Origin of the sequence: Alicycliphilus denitrificans K601 (genome assembly GCF_000204645.1) — a bacterium.
GTDB classification, from domain to species: domain Bacteria; phylum Pseudomonadota; class Gammaproteobacteria; order Burkholderiales; family Burkholderiaceae_C; genus Alicycliphilus; species Alicycliphilus denitrificans.
On the sequence record NC_015422.1, the window covers coordinates 1,310,444 to 1,329,714 of the forward strand.

A 19,271-nucleotide genomic window follows, 5' to 3' on the forward strand; every position below is an offset into this window, starting at 1 on the left:
CGGCTGCCCGCCGGCTGGTGCGCGCTACTGCCGCGCCGTGCGCACGTTCGCCGGCATGGGCTGCGGGTGGCTGGTGCGCAGGGGGTTGATGTCCAGCCCGCCGCGGCGCGTGTAGCGCGCGTACACGGCCAGCTTGATGGGGCGGCAGCGCTGCCAGACGTCCATGAAGATGCGCTCCACGCACTGCTCGTGGAATTCGTTGTGGCCGCGGAAGCTCACGATGTACTGCAGCAGCCCCTCCTGGTCGATCTGCGCGCCGCTGTAGGCGATCTGCACGCTGCCCCAGTCGGGCTGGCCCGTGACCAGGCAGTTGCTCTTGAGCAGGTGGCTCACCAGCGTCTCGGTCACGGGGGCCTCGTCGTGGTTGGCCTTGAGCAGCTCGGGCGCGGGCTGGTACCGCGTGCATTCGATGTCCAGGCGGTCGAGCAGCAGGCCATCCTGCTCGTGCACGCGCTCCTGCGCGAACAGGTCGGGCGTGACGAGGCGCACGCCCACGGTGCCTGTGATGGAGGCGCCGCGCCATGCGGCCTCGCTCAGGTCCTGGCGGATGCGCGCGCGTACCTCGTCCAGGCTCGCGAAGCGCGTGCTGTTGAAACTGTTGAGGTAGAGCTTGAGCGACTTGCTCTCCACGATGTTCGGCGTTTCGCAGGGCACGGTGATGTGGGCGATAGCCACCTGGGGCTTGCCGCGCGAGTTCAGCCACGACAGCTCGTAGGCCGTCCACAGGTCGGCGCCGAAGAAGGGCGGGTCGCCCGCGATGCCGATCTCGGCGCGCTTGGGCGCGCGCGGTAGCGGGAACAGCAGCGATGCGTCGTACTGGTCGGCGTAGGCGGATGCCCTGCCGAGCTGGGATTGTTCCGGCGTGGTCATGGGTTTCTCATTTGATAGCTTGTCGCGCTTGCCTGGTAAGCCTTGAAGGCCGATTTCACTTGAATTCCCGCTCGCGCAGCCACTTGGTGGCGATCCACTTCTCGCCCTCGATCACGGGGGCGCCGCCGTGCAGCGTGCGCGAGCTGGGGTGGGCGCGGCCGTAGCTGAAGAACACGGCGTTGCCCTGGCGCGGGCCGATCTCCAGCGGCACGTCGGGGAAGGTGGTGCCGCCACCCCTGACGGGGTCGTTCAGGTAGATGACCAGCGTGGCCACGCGCTGGCCGCCGCGCCTCAGGAGCCTGGGCGTGCCGGGCTCGGCGGGGTCGAAGTAGTCGTAGTGCGGCTTGTACTCGGCGCCGGGGCGGTAGTGCAGCACCTGCAGGCCCTCGCCGTTCTCGACCGGCCAGCGCACCAGGCGTGCGATGCGTTCCTCCAGCCGGGCCACGGCCTCGTTCTCGCCGCGCTGGAAGAACATGCCGTCGCTGGTGCGGTCCTTGTTCACCTCCTCGCCGCCGCTGGCGGCCTGCACGGTGAGCGAGCGCGCCATGCGCGTGCGCGCGGCCTCGATGACGGCCTGGCATTCCTCGGGCGAGAGCAGGTTGCCGAACAGCACCACGCGCGGGTTGGCCATGGCCATCAGCACCTCGACCCGGCGGTCGCCCGCGTCGATGAACAGCGGCGAGTCGGCGAGGGGTGGCTCGGGCACGGGCACGGCGGGCGGCAGGCCCTGCGCCCGCGCCGCCTCGCCCAGATGAGCACGCAGCACCTCCTCGACGGCCCGGACGGCGACATCCTCCGCCCAGCCGACCTGGCCCATGGCATCGATGAGCGCGGGCGCGGCGATGCCGGTTCCGGCCTGGTCGATGATCCACTGGCGCAGCGCGGGGGTGATGGTCTGTCTGTCGGTCATGGCGTGCGTCTGAACACCAGGCGGTCGGGCGCGGAGGCCCCGGGGTGGAAAGCATAGCCTTCGAGGTCGAAGCCCTCCAACTGGCGCGGGGTTGTAGCGCGCCGTTGTATGGCATAGCGCGCCATGAGCCCGCGCGCGCGCTTGGCGTGGAAGCTGATGATCCTGTACGCCCCGTTCTTGTAGTCCTCGAACACGCATTCGACCACGCGCGCCTTGAGCGCCTTGCGGTTCACGGACTTGAAGTACTCCTGCGAGGCCAGGTTCACCACCACGGGCGAGGGCTCGGGCGCAAGCCGCTGGTTCAGGTGCCCGGCGATGCGCGTGCCCCAGAACTGGTAGAGGTTGGCGCCCGCGTCGGTCGCCAGGCGCGTGCCCATCTCCAGGCGGTAGGGCTGCATCAGGTCCAGCGGGCGCAGCACGCCGTACAGGCCGCTCAGGATCGCCAGGTGCTGCTGCGCCCACGCCAGGTCCTCGGCCGAGAGCGTGCGTGCCTGCAGCCCCTCGTACACGTCGCCGTTGAAGGCCATCACGGCCTGGCGGGAGTTGGCGGCGGAAAAGCGCGGCCGCCACGTGGCGTAGCGCGCCACGTTGAGCGCGGCCAGCGGGTCGCTGATGGACATGAGCGAGGCGATCTGCTGCGGCGACTGCGTGCGCAGCACCTCGATCAGGCGCCCGGCCTCGGGCACGAAGGCGGGCCGCGTGTGCGGCAGGCCCTCGGGCAGGGGCGTGTCGTAGTCCAGCGACTTGGCGGGCGATAGCACGAACAGCATGCGTGACTCCACAGGCTGCCAGTCTTTAAGCCTTCAAGCCAAATCGGCCTCTAGCCCTTGCATATCAAGCGCTGGCAGCTCTGTTTTTTGATGTTGAAACAAAACCGGGGGCTGTCGCCCCCGGTGCCATGGCGCGCGGCCGTGTCGCCGCGCCGGCTTCAGGCGGCCGTGCCTTCCTTCTCGAAAGGCAGTTGCATGTCGCGCAGGTCGCGGCGGGTTTCCACGAGCACCAGCGGGCCCTCGTCGAGCACAGGCGCGGGCGGCCGCTCGCGCGGCACGCGCACGGGCTTGGGCTCGGCGGCGATCGCGGCCTGGGCGGCCGCGATCTTCCCGGCGTCGGAGTTGACCCACTCCAGGCCCGATGCCTGCGCCACCTGGATCAGCGAATCCACGGGCAGCGTGAAGGCCTGCACGCGCGGCATGCCGCCGGTCGGTGCCGGCTCTTCGGCCTGTGCCGAGGGGGCAGAAACGGCCACGGCCTCGGGCTCGGCGCTGGCGGGCGCTATCCCGGCCACGGTCACGGCCTGCTCGGGGGCGGGGGGCGCCACCGGGGCTGCTGCGGCAGGCTCTGCCGCCACGGGCGCGGCGATGGGCTCGGCGGCCGGTGCAGCGGCGGGCTGCGCCGCCGGTGCCGCGAAGTAGCTGCGGCGTGCCGGTTCGGGCGCGGGCTCCGCGTCCGCCGGGGCCTCGGCTTGCGCCGCGGGCAGGTCGAACTCCATCAGCGGGGCCGCGCTCGCAGCCTCGGCAGCGCGTGCGCCGCGCTCGCCACGCTCGCGCCGGTCACGGCCATAGCGGTCGCGCGAGCGGCGTTCGCGGCGCTCCTCACCGCCGTTGGCGGCCTCGGGCGTGGCGGACGCGGTCTCGTTGGCCGTCAGGTCCAGGTCGGGCAGCGAGGTCAGCGGCGCGGTATCGGCGAAGTCGGCAGCGGCAGCGGCGGTGGCGGTGGCGGTGGCGGTGGCGGTGGCGGTGGCGGTGGCGGCCGGTGCGTCCGCATCGATGGTGCGGGGGCCGCGCTCGCGGCTGCGTTCACCGCGTTCGCCACGTTCCCGGCGCTCTGCACGTTCGCCGCGTTCGCCGTTGCGCGGGGCGCGTTCGCCGCGCTCCTGCGTTGCCGTGGCTTCCGCGTTCACCGCCAGGTCGGCGGCGGCCTGTGCCGGCTGCTGCGTGCCGCGCTCGCCGCGATCACGGCCGCCACGGCCTTCGCGCCGGCCTTCGCTCTCGGTGCGTTCGCTGCGGCGCTCGCCGTCGCGGCCGTTGCGCGGCTCGCGGGTGTCGCGGCCTTCGGCCTGGCGTTCGCCACGGCGGCCGCGGCCTTCGGCGCCGGCGCCTTCGCGGTTCGCGTCACGGCTGCCGCTGCGCTCGCCGCCGCGGCGGTTGCCGCGCTCGCCGCCGCGGCGCGCCTCGCCACGTGCCGCCGGCTCGGCCGGCTGCGGCGCCGGCGTGGCCACGGGGGCGGGCGAGGGTGCCGGGCCGAAGCCGAACAGGCTCTTGAGCCAGGCGAAGAAGCCCTGTTCCGGCGCGGGCGCCGGTGCGGGGCGCGGCTGCGCAGGGGCGGGTGCCGCCGCAGCCTGTTGCTGCTGGCCCTGGCCGCGCGCGGCGCCGCGCTGGGCGCCCTCGGGGCGCGGCTCGGCCACGGGGGCGGGCGCGTCGGGCAGTACGCCCTTGATCACCGGGGTCTGCTTGTTGGTCGGCTCCTGCGAGCGGCGCGTGACGCGGGTCTGCTCTTCGACCACGTCGGCCAGCTTGTAGCTGGCGTCCAGGTTCTCCAGACGCGGGTCGTCGTGCTTGAGGCGATCGAGCTTGTAGTGCGGCGTCTCCAGCGTCTTGTTGGGAATCAGCACCACGTTGACGCGCTGCTTGAGCTCGATCTTGGCGATCTCGGTGCGCTTCTCGTTGAGCAGGAAGCTCGCCACCTCCACGGGCACCTGGCAGTGCACGGCGGCGGTGTTGTCCTTCATGGACTCTTCCTGGATCATGCGCAGCATCTGCAGCGAGAAGCCTTCCGTATCGCGCACGTGGCCGGTGCCGTCGCACAGCGGGCAGCGGATGTGAGCGCCTTCGGACAGCGAGGGCTTGAGGCGCTGGCGGCTCATCTCCATGAGGCCGAACTTGCTGATGGCGCCGAACTGCACGCGCGCGCGGTCCTGGCGCAGCGCGTCGCGCAGGCGGTTCTCGACCTCGCGGCGGTTTTTCGATTCCTCCATGTCGATGAAGTCGATCACGATCAGGCCGCCCAGGTCGCGCAGGCGCATCTGGCGCGCCACCTCGTCGGCGGCCTCCAGGTTGGTGCGCGTGGCGGTCTCCTCGATGTCGCCGCCCTTGATGGCGCGCGCGGAGTTCACGTCCACGCTGACCAGCGCCTCGGTGTGGTCGATCACGATGGCGCCGCCCGAGGGCAGGTTGACGGTGCGCGCATAGGCGGATTCGATCTGGTGCTCGATCTGGAAGCGCGAGAACAGCGGCGCGTCGTCGCGGTAGCGCTTCACGCGGGCGGCATGCTCGGGCATGACGTGCTGCATGAACTGCTGCGCCTGTTCGTAGATGTCGTCGGTGTCGATCAGGATGTCGCCGATGTCGCTGTTGAAGTAGTCGCGGATGGCGCGGATCACCAGGCTCGACTCCTGGTAGATCAGGAACGCGCCCTTGCCGGCCTTGGCCGCGCCGTCGATGGCGTTCCAGAGCTTGAGCAGGTAGTTCAGGTCCCACTGCAGCTCGGGCGCGCTGCGGCCGATGCCGGCGGTGCGCGCGATGATGCTCATGCCCTTGGGGTATTCGAGCTGGTCCATCGCCTCTTTCAGCTCGGCGCGGTCCTCGCCCTCGATGCGGCGCGAGACGCCGCCGCCGCGCGGGTTGTTGGGCATCAGCACCACGTAGCGGCCGGCCAGGCTGATGAAGGTGGTCAGCGCCGCGCCCTTGTTGCCGCGCTCCTCCTTCTCGACCTGGACGATGAGCTCCTGGCCTTCCCTGATCACGTCGTTGATGCGCGCCTGGCTGGGCGAGACGCCCTCGGAGAAGTACTGCTTGGAGATTTCCTTGAACGGCAGGAAGCCGTGGCGGTCCTCGCCGTAGTCGACGAAGCAGGCCTCCAGCGACGGCTCCACGCGCGTGACCACGGCCTTGTAGATGTTGCCCTTGCGCTGCTCGCGCCCTTCGATCTCGATCTCGTAGTCCAGCAGCTTCTGGCCGTCCACGATGGCCAGGCGCCGCTCCTCGGGCTGCGTGGCGTTGATGAGCATCCGTTTCATGATGCGTGTCCTTTTCGTTATGTTGTCTGGCGGGACTGCGCGCAGCGCCTCATCAGGGCTGCGCTGGCGTGTCCCGCCGGTGCCAAACCAATACAGGCTCTAGAAGAGCCGGGAATGCCTGGACTGACGCATCGAAACGAAGGGAATGGCCGGGATGCCTGCGGCCGCGCAGCCGTCTAGCTGCGCGGGCCGGGTGGTGGCGCGTGGATGGGGGCGAGCCGGAGCGGGCGCAGATGTACTACTGAAACAGTAGCTACTTGCGCTTGCCGGACGGGCGCTACAGGCGATTTTCGTGTCCATGGCAAGGGCTGACGCCCGCGCCACAACGACACCATCCATGCCAGCAGTACCCACATGTTTTCGCTTTGATCCGCCGGCCGCCGCGCCCTGGTGGGGCGGGAGCCGGCTTGGAATTTCCGTATTCAGTGTTTCAATGTGTCAGCCTGCCGTGTGGCGTGCGGACCATCGCAGGCATCCGGCCTGCAATCCGTGCGCACGACGCCCGTTGGCATCGACCATACCGCGCACCGAGTCGGGCTGTGTCCTTTAAACTCCAGACAAATCAACCGCTTACACATTCGTCGCGCAGGTGAAACACATTATAGGGGGCAAACCCGCCCAGGGCAGGGCCCCAGTCGAAGCCCCTGCGGCACGCATCGTCGAGGTCGATGCCGAGTCTGCGGGCCAGCGGCTCGACAACTTCCTGATACGCCACCTCAAGGGCGTGCCCAAGACCCACGTCTACCGCATCATCCGCAGCGGCGAGGTGCGCCTGAACAAGGGCCGCACCAGCGCCGACGCGCGCGTGGCCGCGGGCGACCGGGTGCGCCTGCCGCCCGTGCGCGTGTCGGACAAGGTGCAGGACAAGGCCGAACGCCCCGCGCCCGCGCGCGAATTCCCAATCCTGCTGGAGGACGAGCACCTCATCGCGCTCGATAAGCCCGCCGGCGTGGCCGTGCACGGCGGCAGCGGCGTGAGCTTCGGCGTGATCGAGCAGCTGCGCCAGGCCCGGCAGGAGGCGCGCTTCCTGGAGCTGGTGCACCGGCTGGACCGCGAGACCTCGGGCATCCTGCTCGTGGCCAAGCGGCGCTCGGCGCTCAAGCACTTGCAGGACCAGTTCCGGGAGCGCGAGACCGGCAAGACCTACCTGGCCCTGGTGCCGGGCGCCTGGCCTGCCAACAAGAAGGTCATCGACCTGCCGCTGCACAAATATCTGCAGGAGGATGGCGAGCGCCGCGTGCGCGTCACCACGCCCCAGGACTCCGACGGCATGCGCTCCATCACCCTGGTCAAGGTGCACAGCCACCTCCCCGCTCGCCCGCTGCAGGGGCTGCCCGCGATGAGCCTGCTGGAGGTGACCATCAAGACCGGGCGCACGCACCAGATCCGCGTGCACCTGGCCTCCCAGGGCCACCCGATCGCGGGCGACGACAAATACGGCGACTTCGACCTGAACCGGCGCCTGCAGAAGCAGGGCCTGAGGCGCATGTTCCTGCACGCATGGCGCCTGCAGTTCGACCACCCGGCCAGCGGCGAGCGCATGGAGTTGCGCGCCGAGCTGCCGCCCGAGCTGGCGGCCTTTCTTTCCACAGGACATATCGATGCCTGAATCCCCTCGCCCGCGCCGTTTCGACCTGATCGCCTTCGACTGGGACGGCACGCTGTTCGACTCTACCGCCATCATCGTGCGCAGCATCCAGGACGCCGTGCGCGACTTGGGAGGCGCCGTGCCCAGCGACGAGGCCGCCGCCTGGGTCATCGGCATGGCGCTGCCCCAGGCCCTGGCCCATGCCGCGCCCGACGTGCCGCGCGAGAAATACGCCGAGCTGGGCAACCGCTACCGCTACCACTACCTTAAGCGCCAGGACGACGTGGCCCTGTTCGGCGGCGTGCTGCCCATGCTGCAGGCCCTGCGCGCGCGCGGCCACCTGCTGGCCGTGGCCACGGGCAAGAGCCGGCGCGGCCTGGACCAGGTGCTGCAGATGGTGCAACTGCGCGGCATGTTCGACGGCTCGCGCACGGCCGACGAGACGGCCGGCAAGCCGCATCCGCTGATGCTGCAGGAGCTGATGGCCGAGTTCGGCGTGGAGCCCGGGCGCCTGCTCATGATCGGTGACACCACGCACGACCTGGAGATGGCCCGCGCCGCCGGCTGCGCCAGCGTGGGCGTGGGCTATGGCGCGCACGACCATGCGGGCTTCGCCGAGTTCGGTCCGCTGTGCGTGGTCCCGTCCGTGGCCGAACTGCACCGCTGGCTGCTGGAGAACGCCTGACCATGCCCGATGCTCAGCGCATACCCCTGTGCGCCAGCGACGCGCTCGTCGACGGCGGCCTCGCCGCGGCCTTCGACGTCTGTTACCGCGGCCAGAACCTGCGCGCCTTCGCCATCCGCTATCAGGGGCGGGTCCATGCCTACCTGAACCGCTGCACCCACGTGGCGATGGAGATGGACTACCAGGAAGGCCATTTCTTCGACGACAGTGGCTGCCGGCTCATCTGCGCCACCCATGGCGCGGTGTTCGCGCCCGACACCGGCGTGTGCCTCGGCGGCCCGGCTCGCGGGCCGCTGGCCAAGGTGGCCCTGAGCGAAGAAGGCGGCATGGTGTACTGGCATACTGCCCCCGATCTGCACCCCGTAGCGTTCTGACACCATGACCGAGCCCACCCGCACCGAACCCACAGGATTCGACGGAAATCAGCCCCAGCCGCCCGACCTGTGGGCGCGGAATGCTACTGAAAGTGAAGCGAGAAAAGCCGCCTCCGCCGCGCCCGGCTGGGAGCGCGAGTTGCTCGAGAAGCTCGTGCTCGGCACGCTCGCCGAGCAGCGCGCGGCACGGCGCTGGCGCAACTTCTGGCGCTTCGGCTGGCTCGTCCTGATCGTTCTGGTGGGCTGGGCCGTGGTCTCGCGCGACATCGCCAGCCCCGCCAAGAGCGCCCCGCACACGGCGGTGGTGGACGTCAAGGGCGAGATCGCCGCCGGCGCCGAGGCCAGCGCCGAGTTCGTCGTGGCTGCCATGCGCAGCGCCTTCGAGGATTCGGGCTCGCAGGCTGTGGTGCTGCTCATCAACTCGCCCGGCGGCAGCCCGGTGCAGGCCGGCATGATCAACGACGAGATCGTCCGCCTGAAGGCCAAGTACAACAAGCCCGTGTACGCTGTGGTGGAGGAGACCTGCGCCTCGGCCGCCTACTACATCGCGGCGGCGGCCGACGACATCTTCGTGGACAAGGCCAGCATCGTGGGCAGCATCGGCGTGCTCATGGACGGCTTCGGCTTTACCGGCACCATGGAAAAGCTCGGCGTGGAGCGCCGCCTGCTCACCGCGGGCGAGAACAAGGGCTTCCTCGACCCGTTCAGCCCGCAGTCGCCCACGCAGCGCGGCTATGCCCAGCAGATGCTGGACCAGATCCACCAGCAGTTCATCGCCGCGGTCAAGAAAGGCCGGGGCGAGCGCCTGAAGGCCACGCCCGAGACCTTCAGCGGCCTGTTCTGGACCGGCCAGCAGGCCGTTGAGATGGGCCTGGCCGACCAGTTCGGCAGCCTGGACTACGTGGCGCGCGAGATCGTCAAGGCCGAGGACGTGATCGACTACACGCGCCGCGACAACGTGGCCGAGCGCCTGGCGCGCAAGTTCGGCGCCACGTTCGGCGAGACCGTGCTGCGCGGCATGCGCGCGGCGCCGGTGCTGCGCTGAGGCTTCAAGCTCCAAGCGCGAAAACGACGGGCACGTGCTTGCCGGGCGGCGGCGCGCCCAGGGCGCGCCACTGCTGCACGCTGCGGCATTGCACCTCGGCCTGCGGGAGCGTCAGCCCCGCCGCCACGGCCAGGCGCGTGCCGGGCTGCAGCGCCTGCAGCAGCGCCTGCCACAGCGCGGCGTTGCGGTAGGGCGTTTCTATGAAGAGCTGCGTCTGGCCGGTCTTCAGCGCCAGGGCCTCCAGCTGGCGCATGCGCTGGGCGCGCTCGGCGGCGTCCTGCGGCAGGTAGCCGACGAAGGCGAAGTTCTGGCCATTGAGGCCGCTGGCGGCCAGCGCCAGCAGCAGCGAGACGGGGCCGACCAGCGGCACCACGCGCGCGCCCATGCCGTGCGCGGCGCGCACCACCGAGCTGCCGGGGTCGGCCACGGCGGGCATGCCGGCTTCGCTGACCAGGCCCATGTCGTGGCCCGCGAGCAGCGGGGCGAGCAGGGCTGTGGCGTCGATGCTGGCATGGTCCTTGCCGCCGTGGTCGCCCTTCTTGTGCACCTCGCGCGGCAGTTCGGCGATGTGCTGCTGCTGCAGGGGCGCGGCCAGCGCGTGCAGGGCGTCGATGCGCTTGAGGTAGGCGCGGCAGCTCTTGGCGTTCTCGCAGATCCAGTGGGTGAGCCGCGCGGCCCGGCGCAGCGTGCCCTCGGGCAGGACCTCGGCCAGGGCGGTCTCGCCGTCGCAGCCGAAGTCCAGTGGCGCGGGCACCAGGTACAGCGTGCCGGGCGAGGGCGGGCCGCTCATGGCAGGGCCAGCCCCGCGGCGCGCAGCATGCGGCAGGTGCGGATCAGCGGCAGGCCGATGAGGGCCGTGGGGTCGTCGCTGTCGATCGCGTCCAGCAGGGCGATGCCCAGGCCCTCGCTCTTGGCGCTGCCGGCGCAGTCGTAGGGTTGCTCGGCGTGCAGGTAGCGCTCGATCTCGGCGTCCGACAGGTCCCGGAAACGCACGCGCACGGGGGCCAGGTCCACCTGTTCGAAACTCGTGGCCTGGCAGACCACGGCCAGCGCGGTGTGGAAGACGACGGTCTGTCCGCGCATCCGGCGCAACTGCGCCGTGGCACGCTCGTGATTGCCGGGCTTGCCCAGGGGCTCGCCGTCGAGGTCGGCCACCTGGTCCGAGCCGATGACCACCGCCTGCGGGTGGGCCGCGGCCACGGCGCGCGCCTTGGCCAGCGCCAGGCGCAGCGCCAGCGCGCGCGGGGCCTCGCCCGCCAGCGGGGTTTCATTGACGGCGGGGGCGGCCACGTCGAAGGGCAGGCCCAGGCGGGCCAGGAGTTCGCGCCGGTAGCGCGAGGTCGATCCCAATACCAGGGAACGGGGCAGGGGGGGGGATTCCGGCATGCCCTGATTCTCTTACACTGCCCGGCATGACCAAGGAACACTCCCCCGACCGGCTGGACGTCAAGGCCTTCGCCCAGGCCGGCGCTCACCTGTCCGGTCATGACACGCTGCTGAAATACCAACGCCTGGCCGAAGAGGCCAAGGGCCTGCATCCCGACCTGCGCGTGGACTGGATGGCCGATGGCGAACTGCGCACCACCCAGGGCGTCGGCGGCCAGGTCTGGCTGCGCCTGAAGGCGAACGCGACCCTGCCCATGATCTGCCAGCGCTGCCTGCAGCCGGTGGATGTGCCGCTGGAGGTGGACCGGGAATTCCGCTTCGTCGCCGACGAGGCCACGGCCGAGGCGCTCGACAGCGACAGCGAGGAAGACCTGCTGGCCCTGAGCCGCGAGTTCGACCTGCGCGAGCTCATCGAGGACGAGCTGCTCATGGCGCTGCCCGTGGTGCCGCGCCACGACGAGTGCCCCACCGAGGTCCGGATGGCGTCGAGCGACGAGGACTTCAAGGAGGCCAGCGTGCAAAAGCCCAATCCGTTCGCAGCCCTGGCCGGGCTGCGCAAGGGCAAGCCGGGGGGCTGACGGGCAGCGATCGTCCCGGCCCACCGCATTCCAGGCCATTTGTCATATAATGGCGGGCTTCGCGCGAAACCCCCTCGTGTCTTCAATGGGCTGATCGCGTTTTTCACCAACCCTTTCAAGACCCTAGGAGCCGATCATGGCTGTTCAGCAGAACAAGAAGTCCCCCTCCAAGCGCGGCATGCACCGCTCGCACAACGCCCTGACGACGCCGGGCACGGCCGTGGAGCCTACGACCGGCGAAACCCATCTGCGCCACCACATCAGCCCCAACGGCTTCTACCGTGGCCGCCAGGTGCTGAAGAACAAGTCCGAAGCCTGATCTCCAGGCTGCCCACAAAGGGCCCGTTGCTACAGATGGCGTAGCGCGGGCCTTTGTCGTTTTGGCTTGCACCAAAATGACGACTGTTTTTCATGACTGCCTGACGGACCGACTACCTGCCGATGATCACACTGGCTGTTGACTGCATGGGGGGCGACCACGGCCCCGGCGTGACGCTTCCCGCGTGCCGCCAGTTTCTCGCGCATCATCCCGAGGCGCGCCTGCTGCTGGTCGGCCAGCCTGCCAGCCTGCAGGGGTTGGCGCATGAGCGCGCGGCGGTGGTCGCGGCCTCCGAGGTCGTCTCCATGGACGACCCGGTGGAGGTGGCGCTGCGCCGCAAGAAGGATTCCTCGATGCGCGTGGCCATCCAGCAGGTCAAGGACGGCGCCGCGCAGGCGGCCGTCTCGGCCGGCAACACTGGCGCGCTGATGGCGATCGCGCGCTACCTGCTCAAGACGCTCGACGGCATAGACCGCCCCGCGATAGCCACCCAGATGCCCAACGAGCGGGGCGGCGCCACCACCGTGCTGGATCTGGGTGCCAACGTGGACTGCTCGGCGGAGCACTTGCTGCAGTTCGCCGTCATGGGCTCGGCCCTGGTTTCCGCCCTCAAGAACACGGACGCGCCCAGCGTGGGTCTGCTCAACATCGGCGAAGAGCTCATCAAGGGCAGCGAAATCATCAAGAAAGCCGGCGAACTGCTGCGTTCTGCGGCCAATTCCGGCGATCTCAACTTCCACGGCAATGTCGAGGGCAACGACATCTTCAAGGGCACGGTGGACATCGTGGTCTGTGACGGCTTCGTGGGCAACGTGGCGCTCAAGGCCAGCGAAGGTGTGGCGTCGATGATCGTCGGCGCGCTCAAACAAGAGTTCTCGCGCGGTATCCTGACGAAAATGGCCGCCATCGTTGCCTATCCGGTGCTATCCGCGCTGATGCGCCGCATGGATCACCGGCGCTACAACGGCGCGGCCCTGCTTGGCCTGCGCGGCCTGGTCTTCAAGAGCCATGGCTCGGCCGACGTGCTGGCCTTCGAGCAGGCCTTGAACCGGGCGTATGATGCGGCCCGCAACAACCTGCTCGACCGCGTCCGTGCGCGGGTTGCGCATGCGGCGCCCCTGCTGACCGCCGCAGGCGCCCAAACCGCATCCTGACCGGCCCCGGCCCTTCTATAGATGAGACGCTATTCCCGCATTACCGGTACCGGCAGCTGGCTTCCTCCGCGCCGTGTGACCAACGACGATCTGGTGGCCCAGTTGGCAGGGCAGGGCATCGAGACCTCCGATGAATGGATCGTGGAGCGCACCGGCATCCGCGCGCGCCACTTCGCCGAGCGCGACGTGGCCAGCAGCGACCTGGCGCTGGAGGCCTCGCGCCGTGCGCTGGAGGCGGCTGGCCGCGAGGCCCAGGATATCGATCTGATCATCGTCGCCACGTCCACGCCGGACATGGTGTTCCCCTCCACCGCCGCCATCCTGCAGCACAAGCTGGGCATCACCAACGGCTGCCCCGTGTTCGACGTGCAGGCCGTCTGCAGCGGCTTCGTCTATGCCCTGACGGTGGCGGACGCCATGATCCAGTCCGGCGCCGCCAGCCGCGCGCTGGTGGTGGGCTCGGAAGTGTTCAGCCGCATCCTGGACTTCCACGACCGCACTACCTGCGTGCTGTTCGGGGACGGCGCCGGCGCTGTGGTGCTGGAGGCCTCCGACACGCCGGGCATCCTGGCGAGCGAGCTACATGCCGACGGCAGCCACGTGGGCATCCTGTGCGTGCCGGGCAACGTCTGCGGCGGGCAGGTTCTGGGTGACCCACTGCTCAAGATGGACGGCCAGGCCGTGTTCAAGCTGGCCGTGGGCGTGCTGGAGAAGGCCGCGCGCGCCGCCCTGGACAAGGCCGGGCTCAAGGACGCCGACATCGACTGGCTGATTCCGCACCAGGCCAACATCCGCATCATGCAGAGCACGGCGCGCAAGCTGAAAATGTCCATGGACAAGGTGGTGGTGACGGTGGACCAGCATGGAAACACCTCGGCGGCCTCCATCCCGCTGGCCCTGGACCACGCCGTTCGCTGCGGCCAGGTCCGGCCCGGCCAGATCGTCATGCTCGAAGGCGTGGGTGGCGGCTTCACCTGGGGTGCCATACTCCTGAAAATGTAGCTGCTGGTGCTTTCCTGGAAAGCGCTGGGGCCTGATTTCGTTCGTATTCCAAGAAGAGACAATGGCTAAAACCTTTGCATTCGTTTTCCCCGGCCAGGGCTCCCAGTCGGTGGGCATGCTGGACGCCTGGGGCGACCACCCCGTGGTGGCCGAAACGCTGCGCGAGGCCTCGGACGCCCTTGGCGAGGACGTGGGCGCGCTGATCCACTCCGGCCCCAAGGAGGCCCTGGCCCTGACCACCAACACCCAGCCCGTGATGCTCGTCGCGGGCGTAGCCGCGTGGCGCGCGTGGCGCGCCGAGGGCGGCGCGCTGCCTGCGGCCGTGGCCGGACACTCGTTGGGCGAATACTCCGCGCTCGTGGCGTCGGGCGCGCTGACGCTGGCGCAGGCCGCGCCCCTGGTGCGCCTGCGGGCCGCCGCCATGCAGGAGGCCGTGCCCGTGGGCGCCGGCGCCATGGCCGCCATCCTGGGGCTGGATGCCGCCAAGGTCATTGCCGGCTGCGCCGAGGCCACGGCCAGCTTCGGGGCGGGTTCGCCCGAGGTGGTCGAGGCCGTGAACTTCAACGACCCGGCCCAGACCGTGATCGCCGGCACCAAGGCCGGCGTGGACAAGGCCTGTGAGGTGCTCAAGGCAGCCGGTGCCAAGCGCGCGCTGCCGCTGCCCGTGTCCGCGCCGTTCCACTCCAGCCTGATGAAGTCGGCGGCCGAGAAGCTGCGCACGGCCCTGGCTGCGCTGGAACTGGCCGCGCCGCAGATCCCCGTGATCAACAACGTGGACGTGGCCGTGCAGCAAGACGCCGACGCCATCCGCGACGCCTTGTACCGTCAGGCCTTCGGTCCCGTGCGCTGGGTCGAATGCGTGCAGGCCCTCAAGGCCCGCGGCGTGACCCACGTGATCGAATGCGGTCCGGGCAAGGTGCTGGCCGGCATGACCAAGCGCATCTCCCCCGAACTCATCGGGGCCTCTTTGTCCGACCCGGCCACGCTGGCCGAAACCAAGGAGCTGCTGGCATGAGCGAGACCACTCCCCAGATTGCGCTGGTCACCGGCGCCACGCGCGGCATCGGTGCCGCGATTGCGGCCGAGCTGGCCGGGCGCGGCCTGCGTGTGATCGGCACGGCCACCACCGACGAGGGCGCCGAGCGCATCACCCAGGTCCTGGCGGCCTGGGGCGGCAAGGGCGTCAAGCTGAACGTGACCGACGGCGCGGCCGTGGACGCGCTGGTGGACGCCATCGTCAAGGAGCATGGCGGCTTGCACGTGCTGGTGAACAACGCCGGCATCACGCGCGACACGCTGGCCATGCGCATGAAGGACGACGACTGGGACGCCGTGCTCGACACCAACCTCAAGGCCGTGTTCCGCGTGAGCCGCGCCGCCATCCGCCCCATGATGAAGCAGCGCTTCGGGCGCATCATCAGCATCACCAGCGTGGTGGGCGCCTCGGGCAACCCCGGCCAGGCCAACTACGCGGCCGCCAAGGCGGGCGTGGCAGGCATGACGCGCGCGCTGGCGCGCGAACTCGGCAGCCGCGGCATCACCGTGAACTGCGTGGCGCCCGGCTTCATCGCCACCGACATGACGGCAGATCTGCCCGAAGAGCAGAAAAAAGCGCTCAAGTCTCAGATCGCCATGGGCGACCTGGGCCAGCCCAGCGACATCGCGCATGCCGTGGCGTACCTCGCCTCGGCGGGCGCCGGCTATGTGACGGGGCAGGAGTTGCACGTCAATGGCGGCATGTACATGTAGTTGAAGCAAGTTGACGCCGGATCGTCCGTGCGGCGGGTTGCTAGGGAGCTTTGCCCGAAGCAGCTAGAATCGCGGATTCATTCACAACCCCCCGAGGGAAACCATGAGCGATATCGAAGCACGTGTCAAAAAAATCATTGCCGAGCAACTCGGCGTGGAAGAGTCTCAAGTCACCAACGAAAAGGCCTTCGTGGCCGACCTGGGTGCCGACTCGCTGGACACGGTGGAGCTGGTGATGGCGCTGGAAGACGAATTCGGCATCGAGATCCCTGACGAGGACGCAGAGAAGATCACGACAGTGCAGAACGCCATCGACTACGCCAATACCCATCAGAAGGCCTAAGCCGCTGCAGCCCCGCGTGTACCGGGGTGCGGCATCCGATCAGCAAAAGGTTTAACGCATGAGCCGTCGTCGCGTTGTCGTGACCGGCCTGGGTTGCATCACCCCCGTGGGTAACACGGTGGCCGATGCCTGGGCCAACATCCTCGCCGGAAAATCCGGCATCGACCTCATCACCAAGTTCGACACAACGAACTTTGCCTGCAGGATCGCAGGCGAGGTCAAGGGTTTTGACCTGGAGTCCTACATCAGCGCCAAGGATGCGCGCACCATGGACAGCTTCATCCACTACGGCATTGCCGCTGCCCAGGAGGCGGTGCGCGATGCGGGCCTGCCCACGGGCGAGGCGCTGGACGAGGAACTGGCCACCCGCATCGGCTGCATCATCGGCTCGGGCATCGGTGGCCTGCCGCTGATCGAGAATACGCACGCGGAATTGACCAGCCGCGGCCCGCGCCGCATCACGCCGTTCTTCGTGCCGGCGTCGATCATCAACATGGTGGCGGGCCATGTGTCCATGCGTTTCGGCTTCAAGGGCCCGAATCTTTCGGTGGTGACGGCGTGCACCACCGGCCTGCACTGCATCGGCGAGGGCGCGCGCAAGATCGAGTACGGTGATGCCGACGTGATCGTGGCCGGCGGCACCGAGTCCACCGTGTCCCCGCTGGGGGTGGGTGGCTTTGCCGCCATGCGCGCCCTGTCCACGCGCAACGACGATCCCAAGACCGCCTCGCGCCCCTGGGACAAGGACCGCGACGGCTTCGTGCTGGGCGAGGGCGCCGGTGTCCTCGTGCTCGAGGAATACGAGCACGCCAAGGCGCGCGGAGCGCGCATCTATGCCGAGATCACCGGCTACGGCATGAGCGCCGACGCGGGCCACATGACGGCACCCAACATGGACGGTCCGCGCCGCGCCATGCAGGCCGCGCTGCGCAATGCGCGCCTGAATGCCGACCAGGTGGACTATCTCAACGCCCATGGCACCTCCACGCCGCTGGGCGACCTGAACGAGACCAATGCCATCAAGGCCGCCCTGGGCGACCATGCGAAGAAGATGGTGGTGAGCTCAACAAAGTCCATGACCGGGCATCTGCTGGGCGGGGCCGGTGGCATAGAGAGCGTGTTCACCGTGCTGGCGCTGCACCACCAGAAGGTGCCGCCCACCATCAACATCTTTACGCAGGACCCGGAGTGCGATCTGGACTACTGCGCCAACACCGCGCGCGACATGAAGATGGATGTCGCTCTCAAGAATAATTTCGGCTTTGGCGGCACCAACGGCACGCTGGTGTTCCAGCGCGTCTGAGCCGCGAGCACCCGGCACAGCCGCACGCGGCCTGAGCCGGACATAGACCAGTCCTTGCGACCATGCGCGCTCCACTGCATGCGCCGGCCGTACGCTATCCCTGCGGCCGCTCGCCGGCCGTGGGCTGGGCTTTGGCCATCGTGGCCGCCACCGCTCTGGCAGGCATGGCTGCCTGGCTGGAGCTGGGCACCGCAGATGCGGACATGGCCGTCAAGGCCGCGGCCGGCCTGGGGCTCTGGCTTTCGTGTACCGCTGCGGCCTGGCTCTGGTGGCGGCGCATGCCCATGGGGCACCTGGCCTGGGATGGCGGCCAATGGCTGCTCGACTGCGGCGCACCCGGGCCGGACCCCGTGCAAGGCAAGCCGCATGTCCATCTGGATCTGCAGGGCTGCCTGCTGCTGTCCGTCAGGCTCCTGCGGGGGCGGCCGTCGTGGCTCTGGCTCGAACGGCGCAGCGATCCGGTTCAATGGGCGGCGCTGCGGCGTGCGGTATATTCGCCCGCCCGTAGCAAAGCGCCGGATCCGGCAGAAGCAACCGACGCAGCGCCCCCCGCGCTGGATGGCGGAGTAACCACCAAGACATGACAGCACCCTCGCCCGCGCCACCCGATTCCGCCGACAGCGATCTGCGCCTGGTCGAGCGCACGGTCGCCGGCGACCAGCGGGCCTACGAGCTGCTGGTCATCAAGTACCAGCGCCGCATCGAACGCCTGGTGGGGCGCATGGTGCGCGACGTGGACCTGATACCCGACATCACGCAGGAAACCTTTCTGCGGGCGTATCGCGCGCTGCACCAGTTCCGCGGCGAGGCCCAGTTCTATACATGGCTGTACCGCATTGCCGTGAACACCGCCAAGAAGGCCCTGGTGGACATCAAGCGCGACCCCGTGATCTCGGAAAGCAGCTTGCGCGGCGGCGGCGACGAGGAAGATGAAACTTCCCTGCTGGACCGCGAACTAACCAGCGACGAAACCCCCGAAACCGTGCTCGCGGCCCAGGAAGTGGCGGCGGCGGTGAACGCTGCCATGGAGGCCTTGCCCGAAGATTTGCGCCAGGCCGTGACGCTCAGGGAGATCGAGGGTTTGAGTTATGAGGAGATTTCCGTGGCAATGGCGTGCCCGATCGGGACCGTGCGGTCGCGGATCTTCCGGGCCCGCGAGGCCATATCGGCGAAGGTCAAGCCCTTGCTCGAAAAGCAGTCGGGCAAGCGGTGGTAGCAGGAAGGTCGGAGATTGCGCACTATGGCAGGTGATTCCATGAACGACGATGCGAGGATGCGTGAACATCTGTCGGCCCTGGCCGATGGCGAGTTGCAGGGCGAGGCGTTTGCCCAGGCGGTGGCCTATGCAGCGACCGAGGAGGGCGAATCGGCCTGGCGTATCTACCACCTGATCGGCGACACCCTGCGCAGCTCCGAGGTGACGTATGTCGCCGATCCGGCGTTTCTGGGGCGCCTGCGCGAACAACTGGCGCTGGAGCCCCGGCACGCCGGCGTGGCCACGGCCCAGCCGCTGGTCCAGGTGGCGCCCGCGCCGCGCGAAGCCGCGCCCCATGCGCAGGATGCGGCGGCCAACGCCTCCGTCTTCCGCTGGAAGCTTGCGGCGGGCTTCGCTTCGCTGGCCGCGGTGGCGGCCCTGGGCTGGAACGCCTACCTGGGTCTGGGCGGCACCGCGCCCCAGGGGGCGCAGCTTGCCGCGGCGCAGCCGCCTGCAGAGGCCGTGGCGCCCGCGTTCGTGGCAACGGCGGGTGGGCCGCAGGGGCAGCAGATCATGATCCGCGACCCGCGCCTGGACGAGCTGCTGGCCGCGCACAAGCAGTTCGGCAGTACCTCCGCGCTGCAGATGCCCGCGGGCTTCCTGCGCAACGCGACTTTCGAGGCCCCGGCGCGCTGAGCGCGGGGCGAGCGCATGTCCGGCAGTCGAGCGGGCGCATGAGGGTGTATGGGAACCGG

Annotated in this window: 21 protein-coding genes; 15 read left to right on the forward strand and 6 right to left on the reverse strand. The window is 69.3% G+C overall.

The window, feature by feature from the left end; genetic code table 11:
• Positions 1 to 24: 24 nt before the first annotated feature.
• The 4 genes from queF to ALIDE2_RS06240 form a co-directional block, all read right to left on the reverse strand.
• Entirely contained in the window at positions 25 to 870 is an 846-nt protein-coding gene (queF, locus tag ALIDE2_RS06225; protein ID WP_013520002.1) for an NADPH-dependent 7-cyano-7-deazaguanine reductase QueF, read from the reverse strand.
• Positions 871 to 925: 55 nt separating this feature from the next.
• Positions 926 to 1,780, reverse strand: coding sequence for a 2OG-Fe(II) oxygenase (locus ALIDE2_RS06230; protein WP_013520001.1), 855 nt, complete (start codon positions 1,778 to 1,780; stop codon positions 926 to 928).
• A complete protein-coding gene (yaaA, locus tag ALIDE2_RS06235; RefSeq protein ID WP_013520000.1) occupies positions 1,777 to 2,550 on the reverse strand; it encodes a peroxide stress protein YaaA in 774 nt (257 codons plus the stop codon). The genes ALIDE2_RS06230 and yaaA overlap by 4 nt, the downstream gene beginning before the upstream one ends.
• Positions 2,551 to 2,708: 158 nt before the next feature.
• A complete protein-coding gene (locus ALIDE2_RS06240; RefSeq protein ID WP_013721646.1) occupies positions 2,709 to 5,795 on the reverse strand; it encodes an Rne/Rng family ribonuclease in 3,087 nt (1,028 codons plus the stop codon).
• Between the two features lie 589 nt (positions 5,796 to 6,384).
• Here ALIDE2_RS06240 and ALIDE2_RS06245 point away from each other — a divergent pair.
• From ALIDE2_RS06245 to ALIDE2_RS06260, 4 genes are read left to right on the forward strand one after another with little or no spacing between them, the layout of a single operon-like run.
• Entirely contained in the window at positions 6,385 to 7,404 is a 1,020-nt protein-coding gene (locus ALIDE2_RS06245; protein ID WP_013519998.1) for an RluA family pseudouridine synthase, read from the forward strand.
• Positions 7,397 to 8,068: an HAD family hydrolase gene (locus tag ALIDE2_RS06250; RefSeq protein WP_013519997.1), complete on the forward strand. Its 672-nt coding sequence runs from the start codon at positions 7,397 to 7,399 to the stop codon at positions 8,066 to 8,068. The genes ALIDE2_RS06245 and ALIDE2_RS06250 overlap by 8 nt, the downstream gene beginning before the upstream one ends.
• A gap of 2 nt (positions 8,069 to 8,070) precedes the next feature.
• Positions 8,071 to 8,442, forward strand: a complete 372-nt coding sequence (locus ALIDE2_RS06255) for a Rieske (2Fe-2S) protein (protein ID WP_013519996.1) — start codon at positions 8,071 to 8,073, stop codon at positions 8,440 to 8,442.
• 4 nt (positions 8,443 to 8,446) lie between these two features.
• A complete protein-coding gene (locus ALIDE2_RS06260; protein ID WP_013519995.1) occupies positions 8,447 to 9,487 on the forward strand; it encodes a S49 family peptidase in 1,041 nt (346 codons plus the stop codon).
• A gap of 4 nt (positions 9,488 to 9,491) precedes the next feature.
• Here the strand turns inward: ALIDE2_RS06260 and ALIDE2_RS06265 are convergent, their stop codons facing one another.
• Together ALIDE2_RS06265 and ALIDE2_RS06270 are read right to left on the reverse strand one after the other, a co-directional pair.
• Positions 9,492 to 10,277: an SAM-dependent methyltransferase gene (locus ALIDE2_RS06265; RefSeq protein WP_013721647.1), complete on the reverse strand. Its 786-nt coding sequence runs from the start codon at positions 10,275 to 10,277 to the stop codon at positions 9,492 to 9,494.
• Positions 10,274 to 10,873, reverse strand: coding sequence for a Maf family nucleotide pyrophosphatase (locus ALIDE2_RS06270; RefSeq protein ID WP_013519993.1), 600 nt, complete (start codon positions 10,871 to 10,873; stop codon positions 10,274 to 10,276). Before ALIDE2_RS06270 ends, ALIDE2_RS06265 begins: the two co-directional genes overlap by 4 nt.
• A gap of 26 nt (positions 10,874 to 10,899) precedes the next feature.
• Between ALIDE2_RS06270 and ALIDE2_RS06275 the strand changes: the two genes are divergently transcribed.
• The 11 genes from ALIDE2_RS06275 (at position 10,900) to ALIDE2_RS06325 (ending at position 19,212) form a co-directional block, all read left to right on the forward strand.
• Complete coding sequence (locus ALIDE2_RS06275; RefSeq protein ID WP_013519992.1) at positions 10,900 to 11,451, forward strand: YceD family protein; 552 nt, start codon at positions 10,900 to 10,902, stop codon at positions 11,449 to 11,451.
• 136 nt (positions 11,452 to 11,587) lie between these two features.
• Positions 11,588 to 11,770: a 50S ribosomal protein L32 gene (gene rpmF, locus ALIDE2_RS06280; RefSeq protein ID WP_013519991.1), complete on the forward strand. Its 183-nt coding sequence runs from the start codon at positions 11,588 to 11,590 to the stop codon at positions 11,768 to 11,770.
• 122 nt (positions 11,771 to 11,892) lie between these two features.
• Complete coding sequence (gene plsX / locus ALIDE2_RS06285) at positions 11,893 to 12,924, forward strand: phosphate acyltransferase PlsX (RefSeq protein WP_013519990.1); 1,032 nt, start codon at positions 11,893 to 11,895, stop codon at positions 12,922 to 12,924.
• Positions 12,925 to 12,945: 21 nt separating this feature from the next.
• Positions 12,946 to 13,926, forward strand: coding sequence for a beta-ketoacyl-ACP synthase III (locus tag ALIDE2_RS06290; protein ID WP_013519989.1), 981 nt, complete (start codon positions 12,946 to 12,948; stop codon positions 13,924 to 13,926).
• A gap of 61 nt (positions 13,927 to 13,987) precedes the next feature.
• Positions 13,988 to 14,941: an ACP S-malonyltransferase gene (gene fabD / locus ALIDE2_RS06295; protein ID WP_013519988.1), complete on the forward strand. Its 954-nt coding sequence runs from the start codon at positions 13,988 to 13,990 to the stop codon at positions 14,939 to 14,941.
• Positions 14,938 to 15,675, forward strand: a complete 738-nt coding sequence (gene fabG, locus ALIDE2_RS06300) for a 3-oxoacyl-ACP reductase FabG (protein WP_013519987.1) — start codon at positions 14,938 to 14,940, stop codon at positions 15,673 to 15,675. Before fabD ends, fabG begins: the two co-directional genes overlap by 4 nt.
• Positions 15,676 to 15,778: 103 nt before the next feature.
• Positions 15,779 to 16,018: an acyl carrier protein gene (gene acpP, locus ALIDE2_RS06305; protein WP_003058049.1), complete on the forward strand. Its 240-nt coding sequence runs from the start codon at positions 15,779 to 15,781 to the stop codon at positions 16,016 to 16,018.
• Positions 16,019 to 16,076: 58 nt separating this feature from the next.
• Positions 16,077 to 17,321, forward strand: a complete 1,245-nt coding sequence (fabF, locus tag ALIDE2_RS06310) for a beta-ketoacyl-ACP synthase II (protein WP_013519986.1) — start codon at positions 16,077 to 16,079, stop codon at positions 17,319 to 17,321.
• A gap of 62 nt (positions 17,322 to 17,383) precedes the next feature.
• Positions 17,384 to 17,905: a hypothetical protein gene (locus tag ALIDE2_RS06315; RefSeq protein ID WP_013519985.1), complete on the forward strand. Its 522-nt coding sequence runs from the start codon at positions 17,384 to 17,386 to the stop codon at positions 17,903 to 17,905.
• Complete coding sequence (gene rpoE, locus ALIDE2_RS06320) at positions 17,902 to 18,537, forward strand: RNA polymerase sigma factor RpoE (RefSeq protein WP_013519984.1); 636 nt, start codon at positions 17,902 to 17,904, stop codon at positions 18,535 to 18,537. The genes ALIDE2_RS06315 and rpoE overlap by 4 nt, the downstream gene beginning before the upstream one ends.
• 39 nt (positions 18,538 to 18,576) lie before the next feature.
• The gene (locus ALIDE2_RS06325) at positions 18,577 to 19,212 is read left to right on the forward strand and encodes a sigma-E factor negative regulatory protein (protein ID WP_238530109.1); all 636 of its coding nucleotides are present in this window, start codon (positions 18,577 to 18,579) and stop codon (positions 19,210 to 19,212) included.
• Positions 19,213 to 19,271: the final 59 nt, after the last annotated feature.

Excerpts from the sequence above, each read along its gene's own strand:
- queF (WP_013520002.1), bottom strand. The coding sequence starts at position 870 with ATGACCACGCCGGAACAATCCCAGCTCGGCAGGGCATCCGCCTACGCC.
- ALIDE2_RS06230 (WP_013520001.1), bottom strand. The coding sequence starts at position 1,780 with ATGACCGACAGACAGACCATCACCCCCGCGCTGCGCCAGTGGATCATC.
- yaaA (WP_013520000.1), bottom strand. The coding sequence starts at position 2,550 with ATGCTGTTCGTGCTATCGCCCGCCAAGTCGCTGGACTACGACACGCCC.
- ALIDE2_RS06240 (WP_013721646.1), bottom strand. The coding sequence starts at position 5,795 with ATGAAACGGATGCTCATCAACGCCACGCAGCCCGAGGAGCGGCGCCTG.
- ALIDE2_RS06250 (WP_013519997.1), top strand. The coding sequence starts at position 7,397 with ATGCCTGAATCCCCTCGCCCGCGCCGTTTCGACCTGATCGCCTTCGAC.
- ALIDE2_RS06255 (WP_013519996.1), top strand. The coding sequence starts at position 8,071 with ATGCCCGATGCTCAGCGCATACCCCTGTGCGCCAGCGACGCGCTCGTC.
- ALIDE2_RS06260 (WP_013519995.1), top strand. The coding sequence starts at position 8,447 with ATGACCGAGCCCACCCGCACCGAACCCACAGGATTCGACGGAAATCAG.
- ALIDE2_RS06265 (WP_013721647.1), bottom strand. The coding sequence starts at position 10,277 with ATGAGCGGCCCGCCCTCGCCCGGCACGCTGTACCTGGTGCCCGCGCCA.
- ALIDE2_RS06270 (WP_013519993.1), bottom strand. The coding sequence starts at position 10,873 with ATGCCGGAATCCCCCCCCCTGCCCCGTTCCCTGGTATTGGGATCGACC.
- ALIDE2_RS06275 (WP_013519992.1), top strand. The coding sequence starts at position 10,900 with ATGACCAAGGAACACTCCCCCGACCGGCTGGACGTCAAGGCCTTCGCC.
- rpmF (WP_013519991.1), top strand. The coding sequence starts at position 11,588 with ATGGCTGTTCAGCAGAACAAGAAGTCCCCCTCCAAGCGCGGCATGCAC.
- plsX (WP_013519990.1), top strand. The coding sequence starts at position 11,893 with ATGATCACACTGGCTGTTGACTGCATGGGGGGCGACCACGGCCCCGGC.
- ALIDE2_RS06290 (WP_013519989.1), top strand. The coding sequence starts at position 12,946 with ATGAGACGCTATTCCCGCATTACCGGTACCGGCAGCTGGCTTCCTCCG.
- fabD (WP_013519988.1), top strand. The coding sequence starts at position 13,988 with ATGGCTAAAACCTTTGCATTCGTTTTCCCCGGCCAGGGCTCCCAGTCG.
- fabG (WP_013519987.1), top strand. The coding sequence starts at position 14,938 with ATGAGCGAGACCACTCCCCAGATTGCGCTGGTCACCGGCGCCACGCGC.
- acpP (WP_003058049.1), top strand. The coding sequence starts at position 15,779 with ATGAGCGATATCGAAGCACGTGTCAAAAAAATCATTGCCGAGCAACTC.
- fabF (WP_013519986.1), top strand. The coding sequence starts at position 16,077 with ATGAGCCGTCGTCGCGTTGTCGTGACCGGCCTGGGTTGCATCACCCCC.
- ALIDE2_RS06315 (WP_013519985.1), top strand. The coding sequence starts at position 17,384 with ATGCGCGCTCCACTGCATGCGCCGGCCGTACGCTATCCCTGCGGCCGC.
- rpoE (WP_013519984.1), top strand. The coding sequence starts at position 17,902 with ATGACAGCACCCTCGCCCGCGCCACCCGATTCCGCCGACAGCGATCTG.
- ALIDE2_RS06325 (WP_238530109.1), top strand. The coding sequence starts at position 18,577 with ATGAACGACGATGCGAGGATGCGTGAACATCTGTCGGCCCTGGCCGAT.